A 23,900-nucleotide genomic window follows, 5' to 3' on the forward strand; every position below is an offset into this window, starting at 1 on the left:
TTTTCCGAATTTATTGATTTAGACTTTGCCAAGAAGTATGAAAAACTCCTTCTCTGTCGGTTCGCTGATAGGTATGTGCTCCAAAGTAATCACGCTGAGCCTGGATAAGATTTACAGGAAGAGATGCTGTGGTATAGGCATCAAAATAACCTAAAGCAGTCTGCAGCCCTAAGCTTGGAATTCCATTAGAGGCAGCATAAGCCGCTGTTTTTCTTAATGAGCTTATTTTTTCTTTAACAATAACTGAAATATCCTTATCAAGTAAGATATTGGATAAATGAGGGTCTTGGGTGTACGCCAGATAAAATTTCTCTAACAGCACGGAACGAATAATACAACCTCCTCTCCAGATTTTTACAACATCTTTTAACGGAATTTCAAAACCATATTCCTCAGATGCTTTAACCAGTAAAGCCAGTCCCTGCGCATAACTGATCAGGGTAGCCAGATAAAGTGCATCTCCTACTTCTTTAATAAATGCTTTAGTATCTTCCGGATTTGTTATTTCGCGGTCTGAATACAGTTTAGAAGCGCGAACCCTCTCTTCTTTATATGCTGATAATATTCTTGAAGTAACAGCAATATCAATCGTCGGAATGGAAACTCCGATTTCCATGGCTTGCTCAGAAGTCCATTTTCCTGTTCCTTTTGCCCCTGCTTTATCTAAAATCTGATCCAACAGGTATCCATCGGTTAAAGAATCTTTCTGTTGAAAAATATCCCGGGTGATCTCTATTAAAAATGAGTTCATCTCGCCGCTATTCCACTCTTTAAAAACCTGATATAGCTCATCATTGTTAAGCTTAGCTCCTCTTTTTAGCAGGTCATAGGCCTCACTGATCAGTTGCATAATGGCATATTCAATCCCATTATGAACCATTTTCACATAATTTCCTGCTGATCCTTTCCCCATATATGCGGTACAGGCTTCATTATCCACTTTTGCAGAAATGGCCTCCAACATAGGCTGAAGAAGACGAAATGCTTCCAAATCTCCTCCTGGCATTATACTCGGTCCAAATCGTGCACCTTTTTCACCGCCGGAAACCCCCATCCCCATAAAATGCAGATTTTTTGAGGCCAAATCGGCAATACGTCTGTTGGTATCTTCAAAATAAGAATTTCCTGCATCAATAACGATATCGCCTTTACTTAAAAGCGGAGTCAGGCTTTCAAGAACTGCATCTACAGGCTTGCCCGCCGGCACCATAAGAATAATTTTCCTCGGACTTTCCAATGCGGAAACAAAATCTTCTAGGGAACCTATCCCTTTTATTTTCATTTCTGAAGTGGCCTCAGCCTCTAATTCTTTTACTTTCGCTACATCAAGGTCAAATCCTGCGATTGAAAAACCGTTATCAGCAATATTGTAAAGAAGATTTCTCCCCATTACACCAAGGCCGACCATCCCATAACTATATCCTTCCATTGTATTGGTATTTATTATACAAAGAATAAATTTACGCAAAGCCTATGAGGAAAAAAATAAAAGAATAGAAAAATTCCCTGACTTTTTTCATCTTCCTCATTTATAAGAAGATAGTTTAAAACAAGTTTTTACGGATAATCTTCCGATTTTTAAAAAGGAAAAAAATTCACCTTTATTCGAAATTTTACAGATATACGATCCCTACTATTGAATAACAGTCTATTTATTTCAGTATAACGTGAATAAATATAAAATTATTTCGCATTTCTCCTCTCCTGCTTGACTAGGACCTGATAATTATGAAAATAATCTATTGAAAAATGAATGCTATTTTGTGTAATTAAATCATATATTTGCCAAAATTTAAATTCATGAACTACAAACTTGCGCTTAATACGCAGGAGCCTAACTCTAACATTGTTTTTAATACAATTATGTTTGATTCTTTTAAGATCAATATAGTTGAGAGGTATGCTGGATCAATGAATGCTCGGCCGAAATTGTGTGAAGTTTTATTCAAGGTGAGAACTTTGGATGATGATATCATCCAGAAAAGAGATGGGAATATGAGGGTAAAAATCAAGGGAGATACTTTTGATGATTATCAGAAGTTATCTCAGAAACTAAATTCTTATGAATATAAAAATAAACTGATCAACAGAAAAGATGCTGAACAGGATTACGTTCACTTTATCCTTAGTCTGGTAATTGCAAATTACGATCTCAATTAATTTTTTTGTATTCTTACAATAATTTTTATTGCATATTATTCTAAATCTGTAAGAGGTATTCCTATGGTTATACCTATCGGATTTATTAGGCTCAGGCAATACTGAATTGTCGGACAACTATTCCTTTACGTATTCATCAAGGGAAAAGCTAGCCTTATATGCTGTGGAATGATGAAGACTTGCTATTTCATTTTAATTTTCTATACCGCTTTTTATGTATATTTAAAGCAAACTTTTAACTAAAATGAAACAACAATTATTCTTTAGACAGATTATCTTTCTTTATTTATTCTCCCTTTCTATTTTTTTATTCGGTCAAAATAATACCTGGCAGCCCCTGGGTCCCGATGACTCCAACCAACCTTCGTTCGGAACTTCTGACGTTACCAGCCTTACGATGACACCAAATGGTACCCTATATTTTGGATACAGAGATTATGTGAACAATAGTAAAGCCACTGTAAAGAAGTTTAATGGTACCAATTGGGAAACCGTAGGAACAGAAGGATTTTCGGATGGCATTACATCTCAGATAGATCTCACTACAGCCCCGGATGGCACTCCGTATATTGCCTATCAGGATTATGCGAATGGTAGTAAATTGACGGTAAAAAAATTCAATGGTACCAGCTGGGAAACAGTAGGAATACAAGGATTTACGAGCAGCGGCCCCATTTTTATCAGTTTAGTTATAGCCCCTGATGGAACACCATACGTAGGATATTCAGATAATAATAACAATAAAAAAGCTACTGTAATGAAGTTTAACGGAACGATTTGGGAAACAGTGGGAACATTAGGCTTTTCAGCTGGAGATGCCCAATATGTCAATCTTGCTGTAGCACAGAATGGAACTCTATATGCAGGGTACAGAGACATTGTTAGCGGAGGCAAAGCAACCGTGAAAAAATTTAATGGTACCAGTTGGGAGACGGTAGGAACATCCGGATTCTCGGTAGATCTCAGTGCCATGTATGTAAGTCTTGTAATCGCACCTAATGGTACTCCTTATATTGGCTATTCAGATTTCAATGACAGTGAAAAAACAACTGTTATGAAATTTAACGGTACCAGTTGGGAAACAGTAGGTCCGGCACAATTTTCCGCAGGCACAGCCATTTTTACCAACCTTGCCATAGCATCGGATGGCATTCCTTACATAGCTTATGCAGACGGTACTAACAATATGAGAACTACGGTTAAAAAATTCGATAACAACAATTGGGTAACTATAGGTACACCGGGGTTCTCAGCAGGAGGGGTTAACTATAATGTTGATCTTGTTATTAGCCCGGACAATAAAAAAATAATTGTAGGATACAGTTTATCGGCATCTAATGGCGTTTTTGCTAGGTATTACGATGCAGGAGAACTGAGTATCAAAGAAACCTCAATTCAAAATTCCGGCATATATCCAAATCCTGTAAAAGGCGAGCTCAATATAAAAACAGAGAAAAAGATCAAATTATGTACTTTATTTGATATGGCAGGGAGGATCATTCTAACCACCTCATCCCAAAAGATCAGTGTCTCAGCACTGACAAAAGGAGTCTATATGCTGAATATCCAATTTGCAGACGGCACTTCCTTATCGCAAAAAGTGATGAAAGAATAAAATCAATGTTATTTAGATATAAAAAGGGCCTCTTAAGAGGCCTTTTGTTATGATTACAAACGTCAACTTTTAAATATTATTAGCAAAAATTTTATCCCAACCCACTATTGAATAGTATAATCTTTGGTATCCACTTCTGATAATCTAAAGTAGCCCAATGGTGCATTAGAAGAGTTAGTCTGATTAATAATATTTCCGTTAACAGCTGTAGGAATCGTAGAAAACGGACCGCTTTCTGAGCCTGAGGCATTCAGTATTTTTCTGAAATAATCATAATACCTTTTGGAAACTGCAATTAATTTAATATTGATAAAATCTCAGGTTGGAACGTTTTCAAAAAGCAGTATAAAAGTCAAAAAGCTACTCCAAATTAATGAAAATAGATCAAAGTTTTTCCGATATAGAACCCAGTACAAATTATTATTTATTTGTCCGGGCAGAAAGGGTGAGTAAATCCTATATCGTTAATTCCATGCATATAAATTCTCTAGACAATAATACCATTTACATGAAGGAGAATGAAATCCCCATTGGAAATATATACAGAGATTATTTCTTCAAAGAATTTGTAACAAAAAAGATGTTGGGAAATAACACCTCATAGAAAATTCTGCAATAATCATTGAAACCAATACTTACCGATTTGAAATCATTCCTTAATAGCTATTATAATAATCCTAGTTATACATACAGGGCTTATTTAAATCTATTTGTTTGTTCTGATCACTTTTCTTTTATTTTTTGCCTATGTTTCAAACCAAAATTAAGCAAGGCATCAATGACCGGAAGAATCTCCTCCATATATTGAGTGGGTGTATAAGAAACGGTAACCGGTTTCGTATTATTCACAGTCCAGCTAATCAGCAAATTGTCTTCAAGCTCCTGTAACTCTTTGGATAGAACTTTTGGTGTTATGCCTACAGCCCGAACCTATATCGCCGCCTTGAGCTCCATATAAATATAAAGTGGTAATTACAAAATTTCATACTCTTTTAATAATTGACCGTCCTGAAAAGCACTTCTTTTAGAAAGGAAATAAAGAAATACCATAATATTATTATGGTAAAATGTTTTTTCCGTAACGAATCCATGTTCTAATTGTTGTTAAGATTATGGCTGTCCTTTACCTCCGGCTGCTCCGTAAATCTGTCCAGTTGCAAAACTGGCGTCATCAGCTGCTAATTGAACAAATATAGAAGCGAGTTCTGCAGGCTGTCCCGGCCTTCCGAGCGGTGTATCACCACCGAATTTTTCCAGATTTTCCTGTGTCTGCCCTCCGCTTACCTGCAAAGGTGTCCAAACAGGTCCGGGCGCAACGCCATTGACCCTTATCCCTTTCGGGCCCAGTTGCTTGGCAAGAGATTTCACATAATTGGTCGTTGCTGCCTTGGTTTGTGCATAATCATAAAGATCAGCGGATGGATCATAAGCCTGAATAGACGATAGACCAATGATAGAAGAGCCTGGTTTCATATGAGGCAGAGCTGCCTTTGTGATCCAAAAAGGTGCGTAGATATTGGTTTTCATCGTCCAGTCGAAGTCTTCGGAGCTAAGATCGAGTATAGATTCGTTGGCTTTCTGATGACCTGCATTATTGATCAGAATATCCAGACCTCCGAGTTGCTGTACAGCCTGGGTAACCAATTGCTTGCAAAAGGCTTCACTGCGAATATCCCCGGGGATGGCAATACCTTTACGACCTTCCTTTTTAATGAGCTCAATCACCTGCTTTGCGTCTTCCTCTTCTGCAGGCAGATAATTAATTGCTACATCCGCTCCTTCTCTTGCATAAGCAATAGCTGCAGCCCGACCAATGCCTGAATCACCGCCTGTGATCAGTGCTTTTCTTCCTTCTAATCTTCCAGAACCTACATAGCTCTTCTCTCCATGATCGGGTACCGGTGTCATTTTGTTTGCCAATCCGGGAAAAGGTTGCGATTGCTTATTAAAAGGCGGCTTGGTATATTTGTTCCGGGGATCCGTAAGCTCCTTCGCATTCGTTTTTCTTGTAGTAGTACTTTGTGACTGCGCTAAAGCACCGGGAGCAACGGCTGCCACGGCAACAGTTGCAGCTATTTTTCCGATAGCATCTCTCCTTGTTATTTTACTTTCCATATCAATATGATTTATTTGGTGTTTAAAGAATTTATGATTTGAAAATAAGCAGCAGGACACGCCAATATTAAGTGCGAATTATTGAAAATGTTACTGATTGCTCAATTGCCATATACTCTATTATATTCAGTGATAAAAGATTGTAATTGATTCGGTTTAATAATTATAATCTTATTACAATTATTTAGTGAGTATAAGTGTAAAGGTAATAGACTGCTCAACAAAAGTTTATGACACAGATCATAATTAAATTATTGTTCGAAGGAATGATGATTAATTGTTATTAAAATATCCCTTATGATAGACTGTCCAAAGAATACCATATAACCACAAAAAATTAAAATATGATGGAAAAAAATTATAACATAAGATTTTGTTGGCTGCAAGTTGAGCAGAGCCATTATTGAGTATTATGCAAACTTTATCTACAGTATTTGTAGCACTTCCAGAATGTTTATTTTAAATAGACTAAAATATCAAACACAACAGATTAAACATAAGAGTTGATAAAGAGATTTTACATTTATAAAAAAAAGACAACTATCAAATAGTTGCCTTTTTTTGTGACCGCAGAAGGATTCGAACCCTCACTGTCGGAGCCGAAATCCGAAGTTCTATCCATTAAACTATGCAGCCGATCCGTAATAGATTGAAGTAACAAGATCAGAAGGAATTAAACCTTCTTACTCCTATTCTTTAAAGTACTACTAGAAAGTAATCTTTACACCACCCAAAATCTGGGCTCCCAATACTTTATATCCTTTGTAGGTTTGGTAGTTTGAGTTCAGAAGATTATTTCCGGTTGCAAAAATACTGAAATTTTTGTGAAATTTATACTCTGCGGAAAGATTTAAATCTGCATAACCACCAACTTTATCATTAGTGTTCTCTGTAGACTGATAAATCATAGCAGGATTTGCCACTCCCTCGATAGAGTAAGAGTTTGTCGTTCTGTCACTTGCAAAAATTCCCTTGAACCCTAGCAATAACTTTTTATCAAGCATTGAATATTTTGCACCAATGCTGGCATTAAATAAAGGAACGTTATAAATATTATCGTAATTCTTCAAATTATACTTTGTGAATCTCAATTCAGCATCTAAAACAAGATTTGCCAGAGGAAAATACTGAATGCTTCCTTTGATATCACTTACATTACCGTCATCGTAAATAGCAGAGAATGTATTCGCAAAATTATATGCAGAACGGTTTAATGTAAAATCATTATTGAAAAGATCATTAGCCTTAAAGAAAAGGATATCTCTCATTTTTCCAAAACCAGCTGAGAAATCATACTTGATTGTTTCATCAATATCCCCTCTTAAACCTGCATAAAAATGATATTTGGTTTCTGTAGGCTTCAACATCTGATCGGAAAGGATAAATGGATTTTGCTGCAAAAGGTCACTGTAAGTGTTTAGTTTTAAACCTCCGTCTACCCCTCCATAGAATTTGAATTCTTTTGAAGCTGCCACCTGGAATTCAGCTTTTGGAAACCAGTAGCTTTTATTGTTTTTTACCTGCTCCATAATGGCACTTGAATTTTTACCATTCAGAAATGCAAATGAAGAACCCACCATTAAATAAGACTCTCCCTTAGTGAAAGTAACTTTCGGATCTAAAGTAGCGTTGAAATAATTGGATGAATTTTTATCCCTGATTTCGAAATCGGTTTTAACGGTTTCTAATCCTACTCCCAAATCAGCATTCATGAGAATGTCATTTTTAGACAATTCTACACCATGTTTTGATAAATTCACCAAAACGGATGCCTGGTTTTCCTGAGCGTCAAAATGATCCTTTAAAAAAGAGGATTTAACCCTTACATCATTTAAGATCTCATTTGAATAGAAATCATAGTATCCGTTCACTTTAAATTGGTTTACTCTCTGCGTCAGATCCACATCTGCTGCAGGTTCCAGAGCATAGATTCCGTAATACCTGTTGTTATCCAATCCATATTGGGCATTCAAATTGAATTTTCCTTTTTCTCCATAGGAGTTTAAGAAAGCCCCTATAGTGGCAGAACTCTGTTTGGAATCCCATGCATATTCTCTTTTCAGTCCCAATGTTGACAGAAAATGCACATCAGCCCCTACTTCAAGCTTATTATCAAGGGTTTTGGAAATATTGGCATCTCCTAATATCTTTCCGAAATTCCCCATCCCAAATTGCAGATAATTATTTTGAGCAGATCCTTCAAATTTCGGCGTTACATCCTGACCCTGAATTGTGGAAGTTTTAAAGTCTGAAACAGCAGGAACATCTGTAATCCTGTATTGTACAGGATTCTGAGATTTCTCTTCAGGCGGATAGTTCTTAATAGTTTCTATTGAAGTCTTTTTCTTTTCGATCTTTTTAACTTCCGGTTCTCTTTTTTTATTAAGAATCAGCCTTTCTTCCTTGATCTGGGAAAACGCAATCTGCGAAACCCCTAAAAATAATATAGATAATATTTGAATTTTCTTGTTCATTATTGCTTTGTATTTATGTATCTACGGCATGTATTAATGAAATAATACCCGTCGATACGACCGTACATTTTCTTTATTTTTTGATCTGTTTTTTCACTTCCTTAGCTTCATTAACAATTTCCGGGAAGTCCTTGTAGTTCGCAATGATCTGATCACAAGTATAACTTGCCTGGTAATTATCTTTTAAACCAATATAGTTTTTCGCCATCAGCACCAATGCTTTAGCTCCCCAATACTCCTCAGAAGAATAGTTATTAGCCAGCTTGAAGATGGTTTCGTTGGAAGATTTGAATGCTTTTCCTTTGTTCTGGTAAAATGCTTTTGCATATAATGCTTCTGCTGCCACCTCAGTATTGGAGGATTTTTCAAGAGAAGCGTAAGCTGCCTGGGCATCTTTATCTTTCGAAGAGTTCATGAGGCTTCTTGCCTTGATTACTTTTGCCGTTTCAATAACAGCAGCAGAGTTTTTAGTATTAGCAATAACATCATTGGCCAGCTTTTCAGCCTGAGAGAAGTTTTTCTCCTCAGCATACATCTTCATTAATTCCACATTCGCGTAGTTTTTAATATTGATATCCGAAGAGTTTTTAATATTCTCTAAATATTTTTTAGCTTCTGCACTGTTCCCCTGCGACACATAAATCTGGGCTAAACGGGTTTGTGCATCATCCTGGTAATCATTTTGAACATTAGCAACTTCCTGAAGCACCAATAACGCTTTTGTTGTATTATTTGTTTGATAATAACTTTCTCCCAGTTCATATTTAGCCTGGAAAAGTCCTTCTCCCGTAGGATTTTGTGTAAGGTATTTCTCATAATAAGAAATGGCATTCTTATAGTCTTTTTTCGAGAAATACTGTTTTCCTGTAGAAAGGTTGATCTCATCGATCTCCGAGGCATCTACATTAACCCCAATATTTTTTGCAAAACTTTCGTACCCTGCAACATCTCCATTTTTAGTAAATACAGGTTTAGCCGCCTGAACAATTTTCTGGGCGTATGCGGTATTCTTATACTGTTCTCCCAGCGATTTCAACTCAGCAATCGCTTTATCGTTCTGGTTCTGATCAATATAATTTTGTGCCCTGTAAATAGATGCGTTAGCAACAAGGTCTTTATCTGAAGAGGTTTTAATTACTTTTGCAAAATAATCATTAGAGTTTGTAAAGTCATCCTGTGCCGCATATGCTGTTCCGATCTCATATTGAGAATCATCGTAATAGTCGGATTGCGGATATTTGGACAGAAGGGATTTTAGCGTATTAATTTTAGCCTGCGTATCCCCTTTAAATCCTAAAGCCATCCCCTTCTGGTATAAGGTATAGTCCGTAGAATCCTCATTTTTATCATAGATAGCGATTGCATCATTCAGCTCATTATTTGCATAATGGATATCTGCCAAACGAAGTTCCGCATCATTTTTAAATTCCGGTTTAGGGTTGGTAAGGTATTGTTTAAAGTATGTTTGGGCCTGATCAAATTTTTTGGATTTGAAATAGGCATATCCAAGATCATAAGGCAGCTGTTGCTTCTCTGGAAAGGTAACGGTCAGTAATTTTTCATAACGCACAATTGCTGATGGATAATTTCCTTTCTGATAGTAAGTCTGAGCCAGCCAGTAAAGTGCCCTGCTGTTGAATTCTTTATTGATATTGAACGCAAGGCTTCTTAAGAAATATTTTTCTGCCTCATCATAATTTCCTTTGTTGAACTCCTCTGTTCCCAACAGGTAAGAAACCTCCTGATCTACTTTATCAATTTCAGGAGAAGAGCTTTGCAACCTGTCGATTGCATTTAATGTTTCCTTGTAATTCCCTGAATACAAATAGGATTTCACCAGCAAAGACCTCATCTCTGAAGCATTATCTGCATTCTGGTTTTCATTGATGTAACTCTGGATAACTCCTGAAGGACTTTCAAAAGGGTTTCCGATATCGTAGCTTAATTTTGCGTATTGCTCATGCGCCAGCTTCTTTACTTTTGCATCATAATTCATCTGGTAAGACGATCGGAATGCAGACAATGCTTCCTGTTTTTTATCTACTGCCAGATAAGCATTCCCTAACTGGTAATAAGCATTTTGAGCCAATGCAGAGTTGCTGTTCAGCAATTGATTGTAATAAGAAACCGCTTCATCATATTTCTTCAGCTGAGCAGCTACAAATCCCATTTCATACAAATCGTTCTCAGAAGGACTTTGCTGAACACTCAGGTAATCCTTCAGGTGCGGATATGCAGCAGCATAATCATTCTTCATGAAATAACTTTCCCCAATGATTTTATGAACTTCTGCTTTATAGGAATCAGAAATATTCTCATTCAATAAAAGATTTCCTTCAGAAATTGCTTTATCATAGTCCTTGTCATTGTAGTACATCTGAACGTAATAAGGACGAACCAGCTTTGAATATTTAGGCTGATCTTTTACAGAATCAAAATACTGGAATGCTTTATCATTCTGCCTGTTTGAATAATACAAATGTCCCAGCATATAAGCAATATCCCCTTTTTGAGATTCATCAGCTGATTTATAAGCTTCTTCCAGCGCATCTATTGCTCCTTTAGAATCTCCGGTCATGAATTTTGCATATCCTAATTTCAGAATATACTGAGTATTTTCTTCTTTTGAAAGCTGATACTGATTCACATTTTTCAAAGTCTCCAGCGCTTTATCAAAATCTTTTTTAGCCAGATAATAATCCGCCAGAGGTAAATTAGCCTGAGCAAAATATGCTGAATGCGGATATTCTTTGATAAAGGCCGTTAAACCTTCTTCAGCATGATTTTTCTGAAGAATAACTCCGATCACATTATCAAAAAACTGGGCTGCTTCTTTCCTGGATCTCGACAGATTTTGATTGTAAAAATATTGTCGGGCATATTCGTATTGAGAAGCGTTGTATATTTTGGTTTGGTAAAGATTTTCAGCTAGATTGAATCTGTAATTTTCTTTCTGTGTAAAGTATTGAGACTGTTGAGCATCGGAGATTCCGAAATAGATCACGGCAGCCGCTAAAAGTATTTTTTTTGATTTCATTCTTTATGGAATAAAAAAATTAGTCTATTATATCAACGAAAGTATTGAAAACTTATTGCTTAGGCAAATCCCGGCCAGGAGTTTATGGAAAAATATAGAAAATTTAGCTATTTTTTAACATACTTTTATAATTATCATTACATTTGTTTTTTTTCAACTTCAAATATAAATATTGAATGAATCAACTTTTCAGGAGGAAAAACTATTCAGAAACAGATACATCTACCAGTCTTTTAAGAGTTTTAGGTGTTTGGGACATCGTTTTTTTTGGTATTGCAGCCATTATTGGAGCAGGGAGTTTTAGCAGTTTGGGCGAAGCTGTTTTCAGAGGGGGCCCCGGAGTTATTCTTTTATATTTAATTTGTGGTTTTGCTTGTGGCTTTACAGCGCTTTGTTACGCTGAATTTGCCAGCAGAATTCCTACAGCAGGTTCTGCTTACACATATGCTTACGCAAGTTTCGGAGAATTAATTGCATGGATCATTGGTTGGGCATTGATCATGGAGTACTCTTTCGGAAATATCTACGTGGCTTTTTCATGGTCCGATTATTTTACAAGTTTCCTGGGACGTCTGGGTATGCATATTCCCGATTATCTTACCTGCAGCTATACGGAAGCCCAAAAAGCATTTCTCAACGGTTCAGAAAATAAGGAGTTACTCAACGCCTGGAAATCTGCCCCATTAATAGGAAGCTTAAAGTTCATCGTTGATGTTCCTGCCCTTGTGATCAATGGTCTTATAACATGGCTCTGCTATGTGGGAGTAAAGGAAAGTAAAAATTTCAATAATTCATTGGTTATTTTAAAGCTGGCAGTAATTGTTTTAGTGATTCTTGTAGGATTTTCTTATATCAATACCGATAACTGGACTCCGATAAGCCCTGAAACACAAACTCCATCCTTTATGCCAAATGGCTTTGCAGGAGTTATGAGTGCTGTTTCCGGAGTTTTCTTTGCCTACATTGGTTTTGATGCCTTAAGTGTTCTGTCTGAGGAAACGAAAGATCCTCAAAAAACTTTACCGAAAGGAATGATCATTTCCCTGGTTCTTTGTACAGTGATTTACATTGCTTTAACATTAGTCCTGACGGGAATGGTAGATTACAGAAAATTTGATGGTATCGGCGATCCTCTTTCGTTCATTTTTGAAAAATCAAATGCCAATGTAGCGTGGATGGAACTCGTCGTTTCCTTTGTTGCAATCGTTGCCATTACTACCGTATTACTCGTTTTCCAGATGGGACAACCAAGAATCTGGTATGCGATGAGCCGCGACGGATTGATGCCTGAAAAATTCAAAACAGTACATCCGAAATACAAAACACCATCATTTGCAACGATTGTTACAGGTATTGCCGTAGGAGTTCCTATCCTCTTTACGGACAAGACATTCATTCTTGATTTTACCAGTATAGGGACCATTTTTGCATTCGTTCTTGTTTGTGCAGGAGTTTTAATGCTTCCGGCAAAGGAAAAGATCAAGGGCAGATTCCACCTTCCTTATATTAACGGGAAAATTATATTCCCCGTAATATTTATCGGTGGATTAATAGGTTTTTATATGTGGCAGCCTCAGTTTTTCCACAACCTCATGGATTGGAATGATCCTAAAGAAGGTGAATTCAGAGCTTCAATCTTTGTGTTCATTATTATTAATCTGATCCTTTGTTTCTTTACTTTTGTTAAAAATTTCTCCTTAATTCCTTTGATAGGGTTAAGCTCATGTCTTTATCTTCTTACAGGAATGAGCCATGAAAACTGGTTCTGGTTCGGATTATGGTTCGCTATAGGTTTAGTGATCTATTTTTGCTACGGATATAAAAACAGTAAGCTGGGAAAGGAATCTTCCAGAGACTAATTACAAATAAGCGAAAAGGCTCAATGGCTAAATCGCAAAAAATACTAAAAGGCAAAGTTGCGATTCCGCAGTTTTGCCTTTTATTTTACTCTTAACGCCAGTGATTGATCAGACCTGAAGTCTATTCAGCATTCCTGTATTTTCAATTGTGAAATTTTAAAATTAAATCACGTTCAGGGCAGTTTCACCATTCATAAATCAGCGATTTGATTTCTCACCAAAATTGGCGAACTTATTGCTTTAGATTTTTGGAAACTTAAAAACCATTATACCATGTCTGAAAAAATAAAAACATACAAAGAATTTTATCAGTTTTATCTTACCGAGCACAGTAAAACCGGAACCCGTATTTTTCATTTTCTGGGAACCCTTCTGGTATTTTTAGTTATTGCTTATGTTATCAGTTCAGGAAAGGAAAGGTTCTTATGGTACATTCCTATTTTTGGATATGGTTTTGCCTGGTTCAGTCACGCATTGATTGAAAGAAATAAACCGGCAACTTTCAAATATCCCATATGGTCATTAATTTCAGATTTCCGCTTATTTTTCGAACTTCTGATCGGGAAACAAAAGTTTATCACAAAATAGTCACATTTCATGCACTATCTCAAACGTATAATAAATAATCAGCCCGGGTTTTGCTTAGCAAAACCCGGGCTGATTCAAACTTTTAGTTTTCAACCATTACCTCTCTCTACTTAAACCTCTTTTTAAAACTAAACTTCAGCTGGTTCATCAGTCCCGGTTCGATAATATCAATTCCAAGTCCGAAATTGCTATCAGCAACTGTATGATGTGCAGCCCTGAATGTTTCAAATTCTTCTTGCGGGATTTCAAGATTGACCAAAGGTTTATAGTCGATGAAAACAGTTGCTCCGTTTTTGGTGATCTTCTTACGGCTTGTATATTCAAAATAAGGGTTATTGATTGTACTTTCCTGAACCGTATATTTTTCCTCCGTATCTATTTTCTGATCCGTATACAGATTGATCTCATATTTTTCCGTATCAAAATTGTGCCAGAAAGGCAAATCTTTATGGAGGAAATCCCTGGCACTGGCTTTGATTACATTCCGGTCAAAATACATTAAAAACCGGTTGTTTTGCGGATCTACATAATAAGGATTTTCAACAGTTGCCTGATATTCGATCTTGAATTCGTTCAGCTTTTTGTCATCACTTATAATTTCTATTGAAGCGTCCTTAAAAATGTTCCTTACATCCATTCCGTTTCTGTCATTGGAATAATTCAGGCTGTAAAACAGGAAATTATTCCAGCTGTCTATCACCTCTCTTTTATTGGTATTTTTAAAATACCTTCTCATAGCGTTAGCCCTGTTGCCTTTGTATACCGTTGTTAGTTTTAATTTCCCGGTCTTATTTTCTGCATTGAACTCTACTTTTTCATCTATACAATAGTATGGATAGCGGAATGGTTTTCTCTGCTGTAATTCCTGATCTCGCTTCACTTCCAGATAGTGCATAAAATAAATAAAGCCCCTGTTTTCAATCATCCCGAACTCATCACGGATTGTAGCATCTATGAAATATTCCTCTCCTTTATAATTGATTTTCACAACCACATGATTGAATGAAAGCAACGAAGGCAAATAATATTTGATATAATAATCCGTATGATAATTAACCAAAACAACGGATGAATCGACTCCAATATAATCCAAAACAACTTTCAGCAAAACACATTTCGCCTTACAGTCCCCTTGTTTATTCTCGTAAGTTACTGACGGTTCCTGAGGCTTGTGACCATTCATTTCATCAGCATTGAATATATAATAGATATTATTCTGAACGTATTCAATGGCAAACTGGAGTTTCTCGTCCTGATTGCTAATTGCATCCAGTTTTTCGACAAGTTTTGGAGCAAAATCTTTTAATGAGGACTTATTATAGATATCTTCATATATAGGAGCAATATAATTGGAAAGATCTTTCCAGTTGCTTTCTGTTGCAAAATCAATGAAAGGAAAAATCTCACGGCTGGCATCTACAGGATTGATGTAATTTTCTTCCTGGATCACAAAACGCTCCCCTTTCTTCAGATGATGAGTTTCAGGTTTTAAAACATTTCCCTGCTCATCTCTGAAAAATACTTTTTTATAGGCAACCGGCTCTTCACGTTCATTAACAAAAGTGAACTGATAACTTCCGTAAGCCCAATAATTATCAGGGCTCACCCATACGTATTTAGAAAATTCCTTCCTTAAAAAATCCCGATCTGTAAAAGCCTTTACCCTGGAATCTTCAAGGATCAGAATATCATAAAGCCTCAGATCTTTTATTGTAATATTAATCTTCTTATTACTGCTTAAGATACCTCCGCTGCTTTGATTTTCACTATCCAGAACCTTAATTTTTGTATCTGGTATTTTATCGATCAAAACGCCTTCTCGTAATACACTGATTCTATGAATATGGTAAACTTCATTTTCTTCGACCACTACATCCATTACTGAAGCCCTCTCCAGATTGGAAGGTTCATTAAGGGTGTAAGCCATGCATACATACTCATTGCTTTCCGAATTGCTCGTGTAATAGATCTTGTCCAGAAAATAGCAATAATCCCGCCCTTCATTAATTTGTTTATTAGAGAAATCCGATTCTCTTATCTTTTCAATAAGCTGTTGATCGTCTACACTTCCCGCCCACGACTCAGGTTTTTGAATTTTGTAATTTTCAATGTGAATTTGATTATCCATATTATTATTTGCTATTTAAAATATTTTGGTTAAAATAATTAACAGAGCGGAAATTAAATAATAAATACATAAAAAGCAAGAGTAGAACTACGACTGTTGCATACATTCTTTCGGCACAATAATTGCCAGTAAGTTTTAAAATTTAGATTTATGAAAAATATGATGACGATTGTAAGAGGAGCGCTTCCTGTATTAGCTTTGGCTGTATTAACACAATGTACAACTTCTGCAAAAGTTTCCAACGGAAATGAAAAGACTTTTATTGTTGGGCCCCAGACTGCTGATTGTACGGGAGTGGCACCTATGAAATGTCTTCAGGTAAAAGAAAATGCTTCAGAAAGCTGGACGAATTTTTATAGCAATATTGAAGGATTTACCTATGAACCGGGTTACGAATATGTTTTGAAGGTAAAGACTGAAAAAATAGAGAACCCTCCTGCAGACGGATCTTCTATAAAATACACACTGATCCAACAAGTTTCCAAAACTAAAAAATAAAAAATGCCTCCTTAAAGGGAGGCATTTTTGTATAGTTGACTTATATTCTAATTTTCATGATCTTTTGGAGGTTGCGGGTATTTTCCCTTGGTTGCCTCTCCCACTGTATTAGCTGTAGTCATAGCAACAACAAGATCATTCAGCATTCCACTCGCTGCTGTAGGAGAATTAGGTAACAATACAAGATTACTTCTGCTGCTAGCCCCCACAGAATGGAGTGTATCATAATGCTGCGTCACTACAATCAGAGCAGATGCTTCATGGGAATTAATATCCACATTGTTCAGCATTCTTACAGATTCCTCAAGACCTTTTGCTATTTCTCTCCTTTGATCAGCAATCCCCTGACCCTGTAATTTTTTTGATTCTGCTTCTGCTTTTGCAACAGCTACAATCCTTATTCTTTGTGCTTCGGACTCGTATTCGGCAGCTGTTTTTTCTCTTTCAGCCGCGTTGATCCTGTTCATAGCATGTTTTACCTGTTCATCCGGATCAATATCCGTTACAAGAGCTTTGATAATATCATATCCGTAGCTTTGCATTGCTTCCTGGAGCTCTGCTTTTACAGCAATTGCAATATCATCTTTCTTTAAGAAAACATCATCCAGCTTTAACTTCGGAACCTCAGCGCGTACCACATCAAAAACGTATGAGGTGATCTGGTCGTGAGGACTTTCCAAACGGTAAAATGCGTCGGCAACCTGTGTCCTGATCACCTGAAACTGAACGGAAATTTTCATTTTCACGAAAACATTATCCAAAGTCTTGGTATCTATCATAACGTCCAGTTGCTGAATTCTAAGATTCATTCTTTTAGAAATCCTGTCTAAATATGGTATTTTAAGCTGCAAACCCGCATGGCGCACAGAATGGAATTTTCCTAAACGTTCTACAATAGCTGCAGTTTCCTGTTTTACCGTAAAAAAAGAAGCAAAGAGGGTTACAAGCCCTATAAAAACAATAATGCCTAAATATGTCATAGTTTAATAATTTTAATTGATAGGTCGTATAAGATACGGTTTTGTTATATTTTTTTAACAAAAAAATCAATTATAATTACATGGTCATGCCGATGTCGATTCCTTTGATCTTTCGGTAGAGATCAGTGGCATAATTATCGGTCATTCCCGAAACAAAATCGATCACTCCCAATACCTTCTGGTATTCTGTTCCACTATCATATAAAAACTGGTTAGGAAGAAGTTTTAAAGCCATTTTATCATATGATTTTCTTTCTTCTTTTGATTTTAAAACGGAAGGAATGAAATGATCCAACAATTCGTACATAACATTATACCCTGCGTTTTCAATTTCTACAACAGCTTTATGGTTGTATATCTTTTCGATCGAGAAGCTTTCGATATCCTGCAATGTTTTGTTATTGGATTTATAAATATCCAGCAATGCTTTATCCAGGTTCCCACGGAGAATATCTTCAAAGTTCTCTTTATAGGTTTCAATTGATTTATTGATCAGGGCATTAATAACTTTTGCCCGCAGATAAGAGATCCTTTCATTGTCATTCGAAATAGAAGCCAACTTCTGTTCTACTCTTCTGACATCCTGATTCTCAGATTTAATCAGTTCAAAGAATAGGTTTTCACAATCCGAGGTAGAGACAATCCCCAGACGATGGGCATCCTCCATATCAATAATGTTATAGCAAATATCATCTGCAGCTTCCACAAGCCATACAAAAGGGTGTCTTTTAAAAATATGCGGCTCGTTGCTTTCGCAGATCAGGTTTGTTTTTTCTGCGATTTCCAAAAAAGTTTCCTTTTCATTTTGGAAAAAACCGAATTTTTTCCGATGGATGATTCCTTTTTGTCTTGCAATTGCCTCACAAGGGTACTTGGCAATACTTGCCAGGGTAGTTAGAGTAAGCTGAACTCCTCCTTCATCCTTGCCTTGCTGCTGATGAGCCAAAACCCTGATCGCATTGGCATTTCCCTCAAAATTCACCAGATCCGCCCATTCTTTTTCAGAAAATTTTGGTTTCAGATCTTTTTCATTTCTTTCAAAGTAGCTGGCAATAGCATCTTCTCCGGAATGTCCGAATGCCGGATTTCCCACATCATGACATAAACATGCTGCTGCTATTACATTACCTAAATTGTGCAGATAAAAATTCTTAGACTCTTCTGAAAGATCATGACTGAAACTTTCAGAAATAAACTCTCCTATGATACTCCCCAAACTTCTTCCAACTGATGAAACTTCTAATGAGTGGGTGAGACGGTTATGAACAAAGACACTTCCCGGAAGTGGAAATACCTGTGTTTTATTTTGTAATCTCCTAAAGGCTGCCGAAAAGATAATTCTATCAAAATCCCTCTGAAAATCTGTTCTGGACGCTATAGTATGTGGATTATTTCCCGTACGTTGATTGGTGAAAATCTGATTTAAATTCATCATTTTTCAAAATTACTTCAAATTTTACTTTTACGGAATACTATTTGAATTTTTATAGAAAATTAAAGCTATGCCAGAAGGTCCGTCTATACTCATTATGAAAGAGAATCTCCAGGGATTTACAGGAAAAAAAGTTACCAAAGCCTGGGGAAATGCTCAATTTGAAAAAGAGCCACTTGTAGGAAAAACTCTTCTTGAAATAAGAACTTTCGGAAAGCAAACCTATCTTGTTTTTGATACAGTAAGTGTGCGTATTCATTTGTTGATGTTCGGTTCTTATGAAATTAACGAACAAACAAAGCCGGACAAAAGCTTACGTTTAGCGTTAGCCTTCAAAACGGGAAGCATGTATTTTTATACCTGTTCTGTAAAAATGGTGGATTCAGAATTCCTGTCCACCATAGATTGGGAAGCCGATGTTATGAGTGACCAATGGGATCCTAAAAAAGCAGAAAAGAAACTGAAAGCGAATCCACAAATGATGGTTTGTGATGCTTTGATGAATCAGGATATTTTTTCAGGAGTCGGGAATATTATCAAAAACGAAGTTCTTTTCAGAATCGGAGTTCAGCCTGAAAGCCTTATCGGAAATCTTCCTCCCAGAAAACGTAAAGAACTTATTCATGAAGCCCGGAATTACAGTTTCGAATTTTTACAATGGAAAAAGGAATTCGTGCTGAAAAAGCACTGGCTGGTTCACACCAAAAGCACCTGTCCGAAGTGTGGACGTAAACTTATAAAAAAGCAAACCGGTCTTGGTAAGAGGCGTAGCTTCTATTGCGAAAAAGATCAAAAACTGTATTAACCCCAAAACTTTAATTTCGAAACTACAACAAAACCGACATTCTGTCTTCAAATAAAAGCCTTTCCCATTTGCGAAGTCCTAAAATAAAATTAAAATTTTAGTGCATCTCATTTAACTTAGTTGGTAAATCATTATCCAACTCCCAACACAGCAAATTTTTTCACATTAAATATTGAATTGCCGCCAAAATAATGGTGGCCAGGTGAACTATTGTGTATTATCAAAACTTGTTAATTATTTAATTATGTCCATTCCAAAACAGATTTTTCAAACATTCAAGTCTAAAAAATTACCTTTAATTACTCAGTGGCACATTTGGCGAATGAAGAGAAAAAATCCGGAATACCAATATCATTTCTATGATGATAACGATATCCAAAAATTCATCACGGAGGAATTTCCTCCCCAGTATATTGAAAATTACAATAAGCTAACCATTGGCGCGGCAAAAGCTGATTTTTTCAGATATGCTGTTTTATATAAAAAAGGAGGAATCTATCTTGATGTAGACAGTGCCATCACAAGACCTTTAAGGGATCTCATTAAAGATGATGATGATGCTGTAATAAGCAGAGAAAGACATGATGGCTTGTTTGTTCAATGGGCACTAATATTCAATAAAAATCACCCTTTCCTAAAAAAGACTCTGGACCTTATGCTGGACAATATCGAAACCCACCGATATCCCCACAATATCCATGCTACTACTGGTCCAACGGTTTATAGCGAAGCAATCAGCCAGAGTTTGAAAGAAAATTCAAATATCTCCTATAGATTATTTCCGGGAATTGAGTTCAGAGGTTATCTACAATTCAAATATAAGCTGGGAAAATTCTTCCTGTATGAAAAAAAAGCAGAACACTGGAAGCTAAAACAAACAACCCAGGATATCATTAAACAAAATCAGGTAACATTGCTTCTTGTCATCCATACTTTGATGGAATTTATCATTTAATTATTAACGGCATTCTATTTCACAAAAAATTAGTGATCATTTCATTGGAAATATTTTAAAATCACAAACATAAATTTTAATTTTGTGATCCGCCAATAACGGTTAAATACAAGAGTTTCCTATGATTAATATCAACGATTTTATTGGTGAGTTTTTTGATTTCACCGGCAACACCCATCTTTTTCCCTGGGAAGTTATCAACCATCTGGATGATCTTCTGGCAGAAAAATTCAATCAACTGACTGATGAATATGAAATTTCGGGTAATATTGCTATCCACAAAACGGCTACAATAGAGCAAAATGTTATTTTCAAAGACAGGATCATCATCGGAGAAAACTCTTTTGTTGGAGCCAATGCATATCTCAGAGGTCCTGTTTTTGTAGGAAAAAATTCCAAAATCGGTCCCGGATGTGAAATCAAACAAAGCATCATATATAATGATACTGCCATTGCTCATTTTAATTATATAGGAAACAGCATTATCGGAAACCGGATTAATTTTGAAGCAGGTTCCATTTGTGCAAATCATTATAATGAAAGAAAAGATAAAGAGATTTCGGTTCTTTTTAATAATGAGATCATCAGAACCCAGACTTATAAGTTGGGCTCTCTCGTAGGTGATGATTCACGGATCGGAGCGAATGCCGTATTATCTCCTGGAACTATATTACCTAGAGAGAGTATTATCAGAAGGCTGGAACTTATCGAACAGGTAAAGGCTGATCAGTAAAAATTAATTCTTTTCTTCTTAGTCTCCAATGATGGTAATGCATATAATTCCAACACCTGACCAGATCGCATACGTAATTCCTATCGGGACATGACGAAGTGTAAGACTCAGAAAATAAAAAGCCGCCGAATACCCTGCAATAGTAACAATGGAGGGTATAAGCTTCGAAAACTCCTCGGATTTCTTTAAAAACGTTGTGGCAATAATTTCAAAAACAATGGCAAGGATAAGAAAGAGATAACTGCGTCCCATTAAAAAATCTTTTAGTCACAAAAATAGCAAAAGTGACAGTCTTAATTCAGTTCAATTTTTGTCCATTATTAAATCTTCGTAATGATCTATTTTCTATACAGTTTGAAAAATAAATTTTATTAATATTTAATTTTTAATTTATCACTTTAAAGTGGCTTATCTCTTTTTCGATTTTCCGATAATATGCACTGCATTCCTTTTATCAATCTTTAAATACAGAACGGAAATCTTTTATCAAATTAATAATTTTTACGAATAACATAATAATAATACACATATTTTTTCAAAAATATATTAAATTAATGTAAACAAATAATCACAAAAACAACACCAAGCTAACACCTAAATACCTGATAAACATCACAATTATTCTATTTGGCATGTCATTTGAAAGCTGTAATATTGCAATTAGAAAATTAGCAAAGAAAGTATAATTAAAATTTTAAAAAAACAAAAATGGTAACCTACGCTTTTATCGCAACATGTATAGTAGTATTCGCTTCTTATTTTACAACAGTTAGAAGAGAAAGAAATTAATAAAAGAGTTATACTGCATTCAGTTTTACACTATTTATTAATTGTATTGTTTATGTTTGCCATCTGATTCTGTCAGATCGCCGCTCTTTTACTCAGTAAGAGTAAAAGAGCCCCAAACATAAACCCAATGATTCAAGAACTTACCTTTATAGAGAAATCAGTTTTCACTCAACTGAATCTAACAATTTCACATTTACACCCCGATTTAGAAAGCGAAGAATACCTAGGGTATAACTTCCGACTTAATCAATATCATATCAAATTCAGAAAGGCTAAGATAACTCCGATAAAAAGAGGCCAGTTTGTTACGCTGTGGAAAAGAAATCAACAGACCCAACAAACCGGACCTTTTACCATTTCCGATCCTTTTGATTTTTACATGATTTACACAGAACTCCAAGACAAGGCCGGTTTTTTCTTTTTTCCAAAACAAATTCTTGCAAGACAACATATAATAACATCCTCCGCCAAAGAAGGAAAACGCGGATTCAGAATATATCCGAACTGGGACATCCCGGTCAACAAACAGGCTGCAAAAACAAAAAGCTGGCAGGAAAAATTTTTCATTGACTTCTCAGAAACTGACCATATGGAAAGAATTCGGGAAATTTTATCTGTTTCAGATCACGCTTAATACACTTTGAAATATTTATCTTTGCACTTCAGTATATTCTGGTAAAACCCATCTTTAAATTATTCAAAGGCATGAATCTGTACAACCTTATTATTCAAGACAAAGAAGAAGTTATCCTTAATGATGTATTTCTTGAAACCTCCAATAGGGAACAGTTTGTACAGCTGATTAAAGAACATACATACATCAAAGAACTCCAGGAATATGGACTTCCTGTTAATAATAAAATTTTACTGCAGGGAAGTTCAGGGTGCGGAAAGACAATGACAGCAAAAGCTATTGCTAATGCATTGGGTAAAAATATCATTGTGCTCAATCTCAGTAACATTGTATCCTCCAGGATAGGAGAAACTTCGCAGAACATAAAAATGATCTTTGATAAAGCAGGGCGCGAAAGATCGGTTCTTTTTCTGGATGAACTTGATCAGATCGGAAAAGCCAGAGGTAGTGATGATAAGGATGTAGGGGAAATGAGAAGACTTGTTAATACCCTACTCCAGCTTATTGATTATTACCCGGAAAATTCTTTATTGCTTTGTGCAACCAACCATCCGGAAATTATTGACACCGCATTATTGCGACGTTTCCAATTGAAAATCAATTACGAAATGCCTTCCAAAGAATTTTTAGATCAGTTTTATGACAGCCTCTTAGCACGGTTTCCAGAGGATATTAAGGATATTAAGCGCCAATACAACATTTCCTTTGCCGAAGCTAAAGATTATGCATTTACTATTGTTAAAGGAAACCTTATTAAAAAGCTGGAAGCCCGGACAGAATCCGCCAAAATGTAAAAACTCATCATATCAGTTTTTTATCGCCGCTATTTTTTTGATATCTGTAAAACCACTGTACAGCTATAGTTTTGAATTATATATTATTCAAAACATATAACTCTATAATAATTCACATACATTCGGCATATTTATTGATGATAATCCACTAATAACCAAACATATATACACATGATAAAAAAACTACCCTCTATTTGCTTATTAATAGCAGCATTATTCCTATTTTCCTGTGAAAAAGGTAATAATAGTTACCACGGTAATGAAAGCCAAAATGCAATTGAAATAACCTCAATTATCACATTTA

At 35.9% G+C, this 23,900-nt stretch carries 20 protein-coding genes and 1 tRNA gene; 11 read left to right on the top strand and 10 right to left on the bottom strand.

The features are described 5' to 3' along the window. Nucleotides 1-10 precede the first annotated feature (10 nt). The gene (gndA, locus tag ACNFU2_RS05710) at nucleotides 11-1,429 is read right to left on the bottom strand and encodes an NADP-dependent phosphogluconate dehydrogenase (protein ID WP_273648291.1); all 1,419 of its coding nucleotides are present in this window, start codon (nucleotides 1,427-1,429) and stop codon (nucleotides 11-13) included. A 371-nt stretch (nucleotides 1,430-1,800) separates the two neighbouring features. On the opposite strand from gndA, the gene ACNFU2_RS05715 reads away from it, so the two are divergent. From ACNFU2_RS05715 to ACNFU2_RS05725, 3 genes are all read left to right on the top strand, one after another. Next, on the top strand, nucleotides 1,801-2,160 hold the full coding sequence (locus tag ACNFU2_RS05715; protein WP_172278770.1) for a prevent-host-death protein: 360 nt from the start codon (nucleotides 1,801-1,803) through the stop codon (nucleotides 2,158-2,160). A 244-nt stretch (nucleotides 2,161-2,404) separates the two neighbouring features. Continuing rightward, nucleotides 2,405-3,775 (top strand): T9SS type A sorting domain-containing protein, encoded by a 1,371-nt coding sequence (locus ACNFU2_RS05720; protein WP_273648292.1) that lies wholly within the window; start codon nucleotides 2,405-2,407, stop codon nucleotides 3,773-3,775. A gap of 373 nt (nucleotides 3,776-4,148) precedes the next feature. Beyond that, nucleotides 4,149-4,379, top strand: a complete 231-nt coding sequence (locus ACNFU2_RS05725) for a hypothetical protein (RefSeq protein WP_418124086.1) — start codon at nucleotides 4,149-4,151, stop codon at nucleotides 4,377-4,379. A 119-nt stretch (nucleotides 4,380-4,498) separates the two neighbouring features. Here the strand turns inward: ACNFU2_RS05725 and ACNFU2_RS05730 are convergent, their stop codons facing one another. The 5 genes from ACNFU2_RS05730 to ACNFU2_RS05750 form a co-directional block, all read right to left on the bottom strand. After that, nucleotides 4,499-4,690: a winged helix-turn-helix transcriptional regulator gene (locus tag ACNFU2_RS05730; RefSeq protein ID WP_418124889.1), complete on the bottom strand. Its 192-nt coding sequence runs from the start codon at nucleotides 4,688-4,690 to the stop codon at nucleotides 4,499-4,501. Nucleotides 4,691-4,885: 195 nt separating this feature from the next. Beyond that, a complete protein-coding gene (locus tag ACNFU2_RS05735) occupies nucleotides 4,886-5,890 on the bottom strand; it encodes an SDR family oxidoreductase (RefSeq protein WP_273648294.1) in 1,005 nt (334 codons plus the stop codon). A 564-nt stretch (nucleotides 5,891-6,454) separates the two neighbouring features. After that, nucleotides 6,455-6,526: transfer RNA gene (locus ACNFU2_RS05740), tRNA-Arg, on the bottom strand. A gap of 71 nt (nucleotides 6,527-6,597) precedes the next feature. After that, nucleotides 6,598-8,364 carry a TonB-dependent receptor gene (locus ACNFU2_RS05745; protein WP_273648295.1) on the bottom strand — a complete coding sequence of 589 codons (1,767 nt, stop codon included), beginning with the start codon at nucleotides 8,362-8,364 and terminating at the stop codon, nucleotides 6,598-6,600. Nucleotides 8,365-8,437: 73 nt separating this feature from the next. Next, nucleotides 8,438-11,401, bottom strand: a complete 2,964-nt coding sequence (locus tag ACNFU2_RS05750) for a tetratricopeptide repeat protein (RefSeq protein ID WP_273648296.1) — start codon at nucleotides 11,399-11,401, stop codon at nucleotides 8,438-8,440. 176 nt (nucleotides 11,402-11,577) lie between these two features. Here ACNFU2_RS05750 and ACNFU2_RS05755 point away from each other — a divergent pair, with 176 nt between their 5' ends. Together ACNFU2_RS05755 and ACNFU2_RS05760 are read left to right on the top strand one after the other, a co-directional pair. Then, on the top strand, nucleotides 11,578-13,260 hold the full coding sequence (locus tag ACNFU2_RS05755; protein WP_273648297.1) for an APC family permease: 1,683 nt from the start codon (nucleotides 11,578-11,580) through the stop codon (nucleotides 13,258-13,260). A gap of 273 nt (nucleotides 13,261-13,533) precedes the next feature. Then, entirely contained in the window at nucleotides 13,534-13,848 is a 315-nt protein-coding gene (locus ACNFU2_RS05760; protein WP_273648298.1) for a DUF962 domain-containing protein, read from the top strand. Between the two features lie 106 nt (nucleotides 13,849-13,954). Here the strand turns inward: ACNFU2_RS05760 and ACNFU2_RS05765 are convergent, their stop codons facing one another. Beyond that, nucleotides 13,955-15,976 carry a hypothetical protein gene (locus tag ACNFU2_RS05765; RefSeq protein WP_273648299.1) on the bottom strand — a complete coding sequence of 674 codons (2,022 nt, stop codon included), beginning with the start codon at nucleotides 15,974-15,976 and terminating at the stop codon, nucleotides 13,955-13,957. 150 nt (nucleotides 15,977-16,126) lie between these two features. On the opposite strand from ACNFU2_RS05765, the gene ACNFU2_RS05770 reads away from it, so the two are divergent. Next, nucleotides 16,127-16,474: a DUF4377 domain-containing protein gene (locus ACNFU2_RS05770; RefSeq protein WP_172278784.1), complete on the top strand. Its 348-nt coding sequence runs from the start codon at nucleotides 16,127-16,129 to the stop codon at nucleotides 16,472-16,474. A 47-nt stretch (nucleotides 16,475-16,521) separates the two neighbouring features. Here ACNFU2_RS05770 and ACNFU2_RS05775 read toward each other — a convergent pair whose 3' ends face one another. Further along, nucleotides 16,522-17,454: an SPFH domain-containing protein gene (locus tag ACNFU2_RS05775; protein ID WP_418124090.1), complete on the bottom strand. Its 933-nt coding sequence runs from the start codon at nucleotides 17,452-17,454 to the stop codon at nucleotides 16,522-16,524. A 76-nt stretch (nucleotides 17,455-17,530) separates the two neighbouring features. Continuing rightward, nucleotides 17,531-18,886 (bottom strand): deoxyguanosinetriphosphate triphosphohydrolase, encoded by a 1,356-nt coding sequence (locus ACNFU2_RS05780; protein ID WP_172279687.1) that lies wholly within the window; start codon nucleotides 18,884-18,886, stop codon nucleotides 17,531-17,533. A 70-nt stretch (nucleotides 18,887-18,956) separates the two neighbouring features. Here ACNFU2_RS05780 and ACNFU2_RS05785 point away from each other — a divergent pair, with 70 nt between their 5' ends. The 3 genes from ACNFU2_RS05785 to ACNFU2_RS05795 all read left to right on the top strand — a co-directional run bounded on the left by ACNFU2_RS05785 (nucleotide 18,957) and on the right by ACNFU2_RS05795 (nucleotide 21,379). Then, complete coding sequence (locus tag ACNFU2_RS05785) at nucleotides 18,957-19,691, top strand: DNA-formamidopyrimidine glycosylase family protein (RefSeq protein WP_273648300.1); 735 nt, start codon at nucleotides 18,957-18,959, stop codon at nucleotides 19,689-19,691. A 244-nt stretch (nucleotides 19,692-19,935) separates the two neighbouring features. Next, complete coding sequence (locus ACNFU2_RS05790) at nucleotides 19,936-20,646, top strand: glycosyltransferase family 32 protein (protein ID WP_172278790.1); 711 nt, start codon at nucleotides 19,936-19,938, stop codon at nucleotides 20,644-20,646. Nucleotides 20,647-20,767: 121 nt separating this feature from the next. Next, a complete protein-coding gene (locus tag ACNFU2_RS05795; protein ID WP_273648301.1) occupies nucleotides 20,768-21,379 on the top strand; it encodes a DapH/DapD/GlmU-related protein in 612 nt (203 codons plus the stop codon). An 18-nt stretch (nucleotides 21,380-21,397) separates the two neighbouring features. On the opposite strand, the gene ACNFU2_RS05800 is transcribed toward ACNFU2_RS05795, so the two are convergent. After that, nucleotides 21,398-21,631 (bottom strand): DMT family transporter, encoded by a 234-nt coding sequence (locus tag ACNFU2_RS05800; RefSeq protein ID WP_418124093.1) that lies wholly within the window; start codon nucleotides 21,629-21,631, stop codon nucleotides 21,398-21,400. A gap of 664 nt (nucleotides 21,632-22,295) precedes the next feature. Here ACNFU2_RS05800 and ACNFU2_RS05805 point away from each other — a divergent pair. Both ACNFU2_RS05805 and ACNFU2_RS05810 read left to right on the top strand, forming a co-directional pair. Beyond that, nucleotides 22,296-22,802, top strand: coding sequence for a MepB family protein (locus tag ACNFU2_RS05805; protein ID WP_273648303.1), 507 nt, complete (start codon nucleotides 22,296-22,298; stop codon nucleotides 22,800-22,802). A gap of 71 nt (nucleotides 22,803-22,873) precedes the next feature. Then, entirely contained in the window at nucleotides 22,874-23,596 is a 723-nt protein-coding gene (locus ACNFU2_RS05810; protein WP_273648304.1) for an AAA family ATPase, read from the top strand. The last annotated feature ends 304 nt before the right edge of the window (nucleotides 23,597-23,900 follow it).

Origin of the sequence: Chryseobacterium sp. PTM-20240506 (genome assembly GCF_048296755.1) — a bacterium.
Lineage (GTDB): Bacteria > Bacteroidota > Bacteroidia > Flavobacteriales > Weeksellaceae > Chryseobacterium > Chryseobacterium proteolyticum.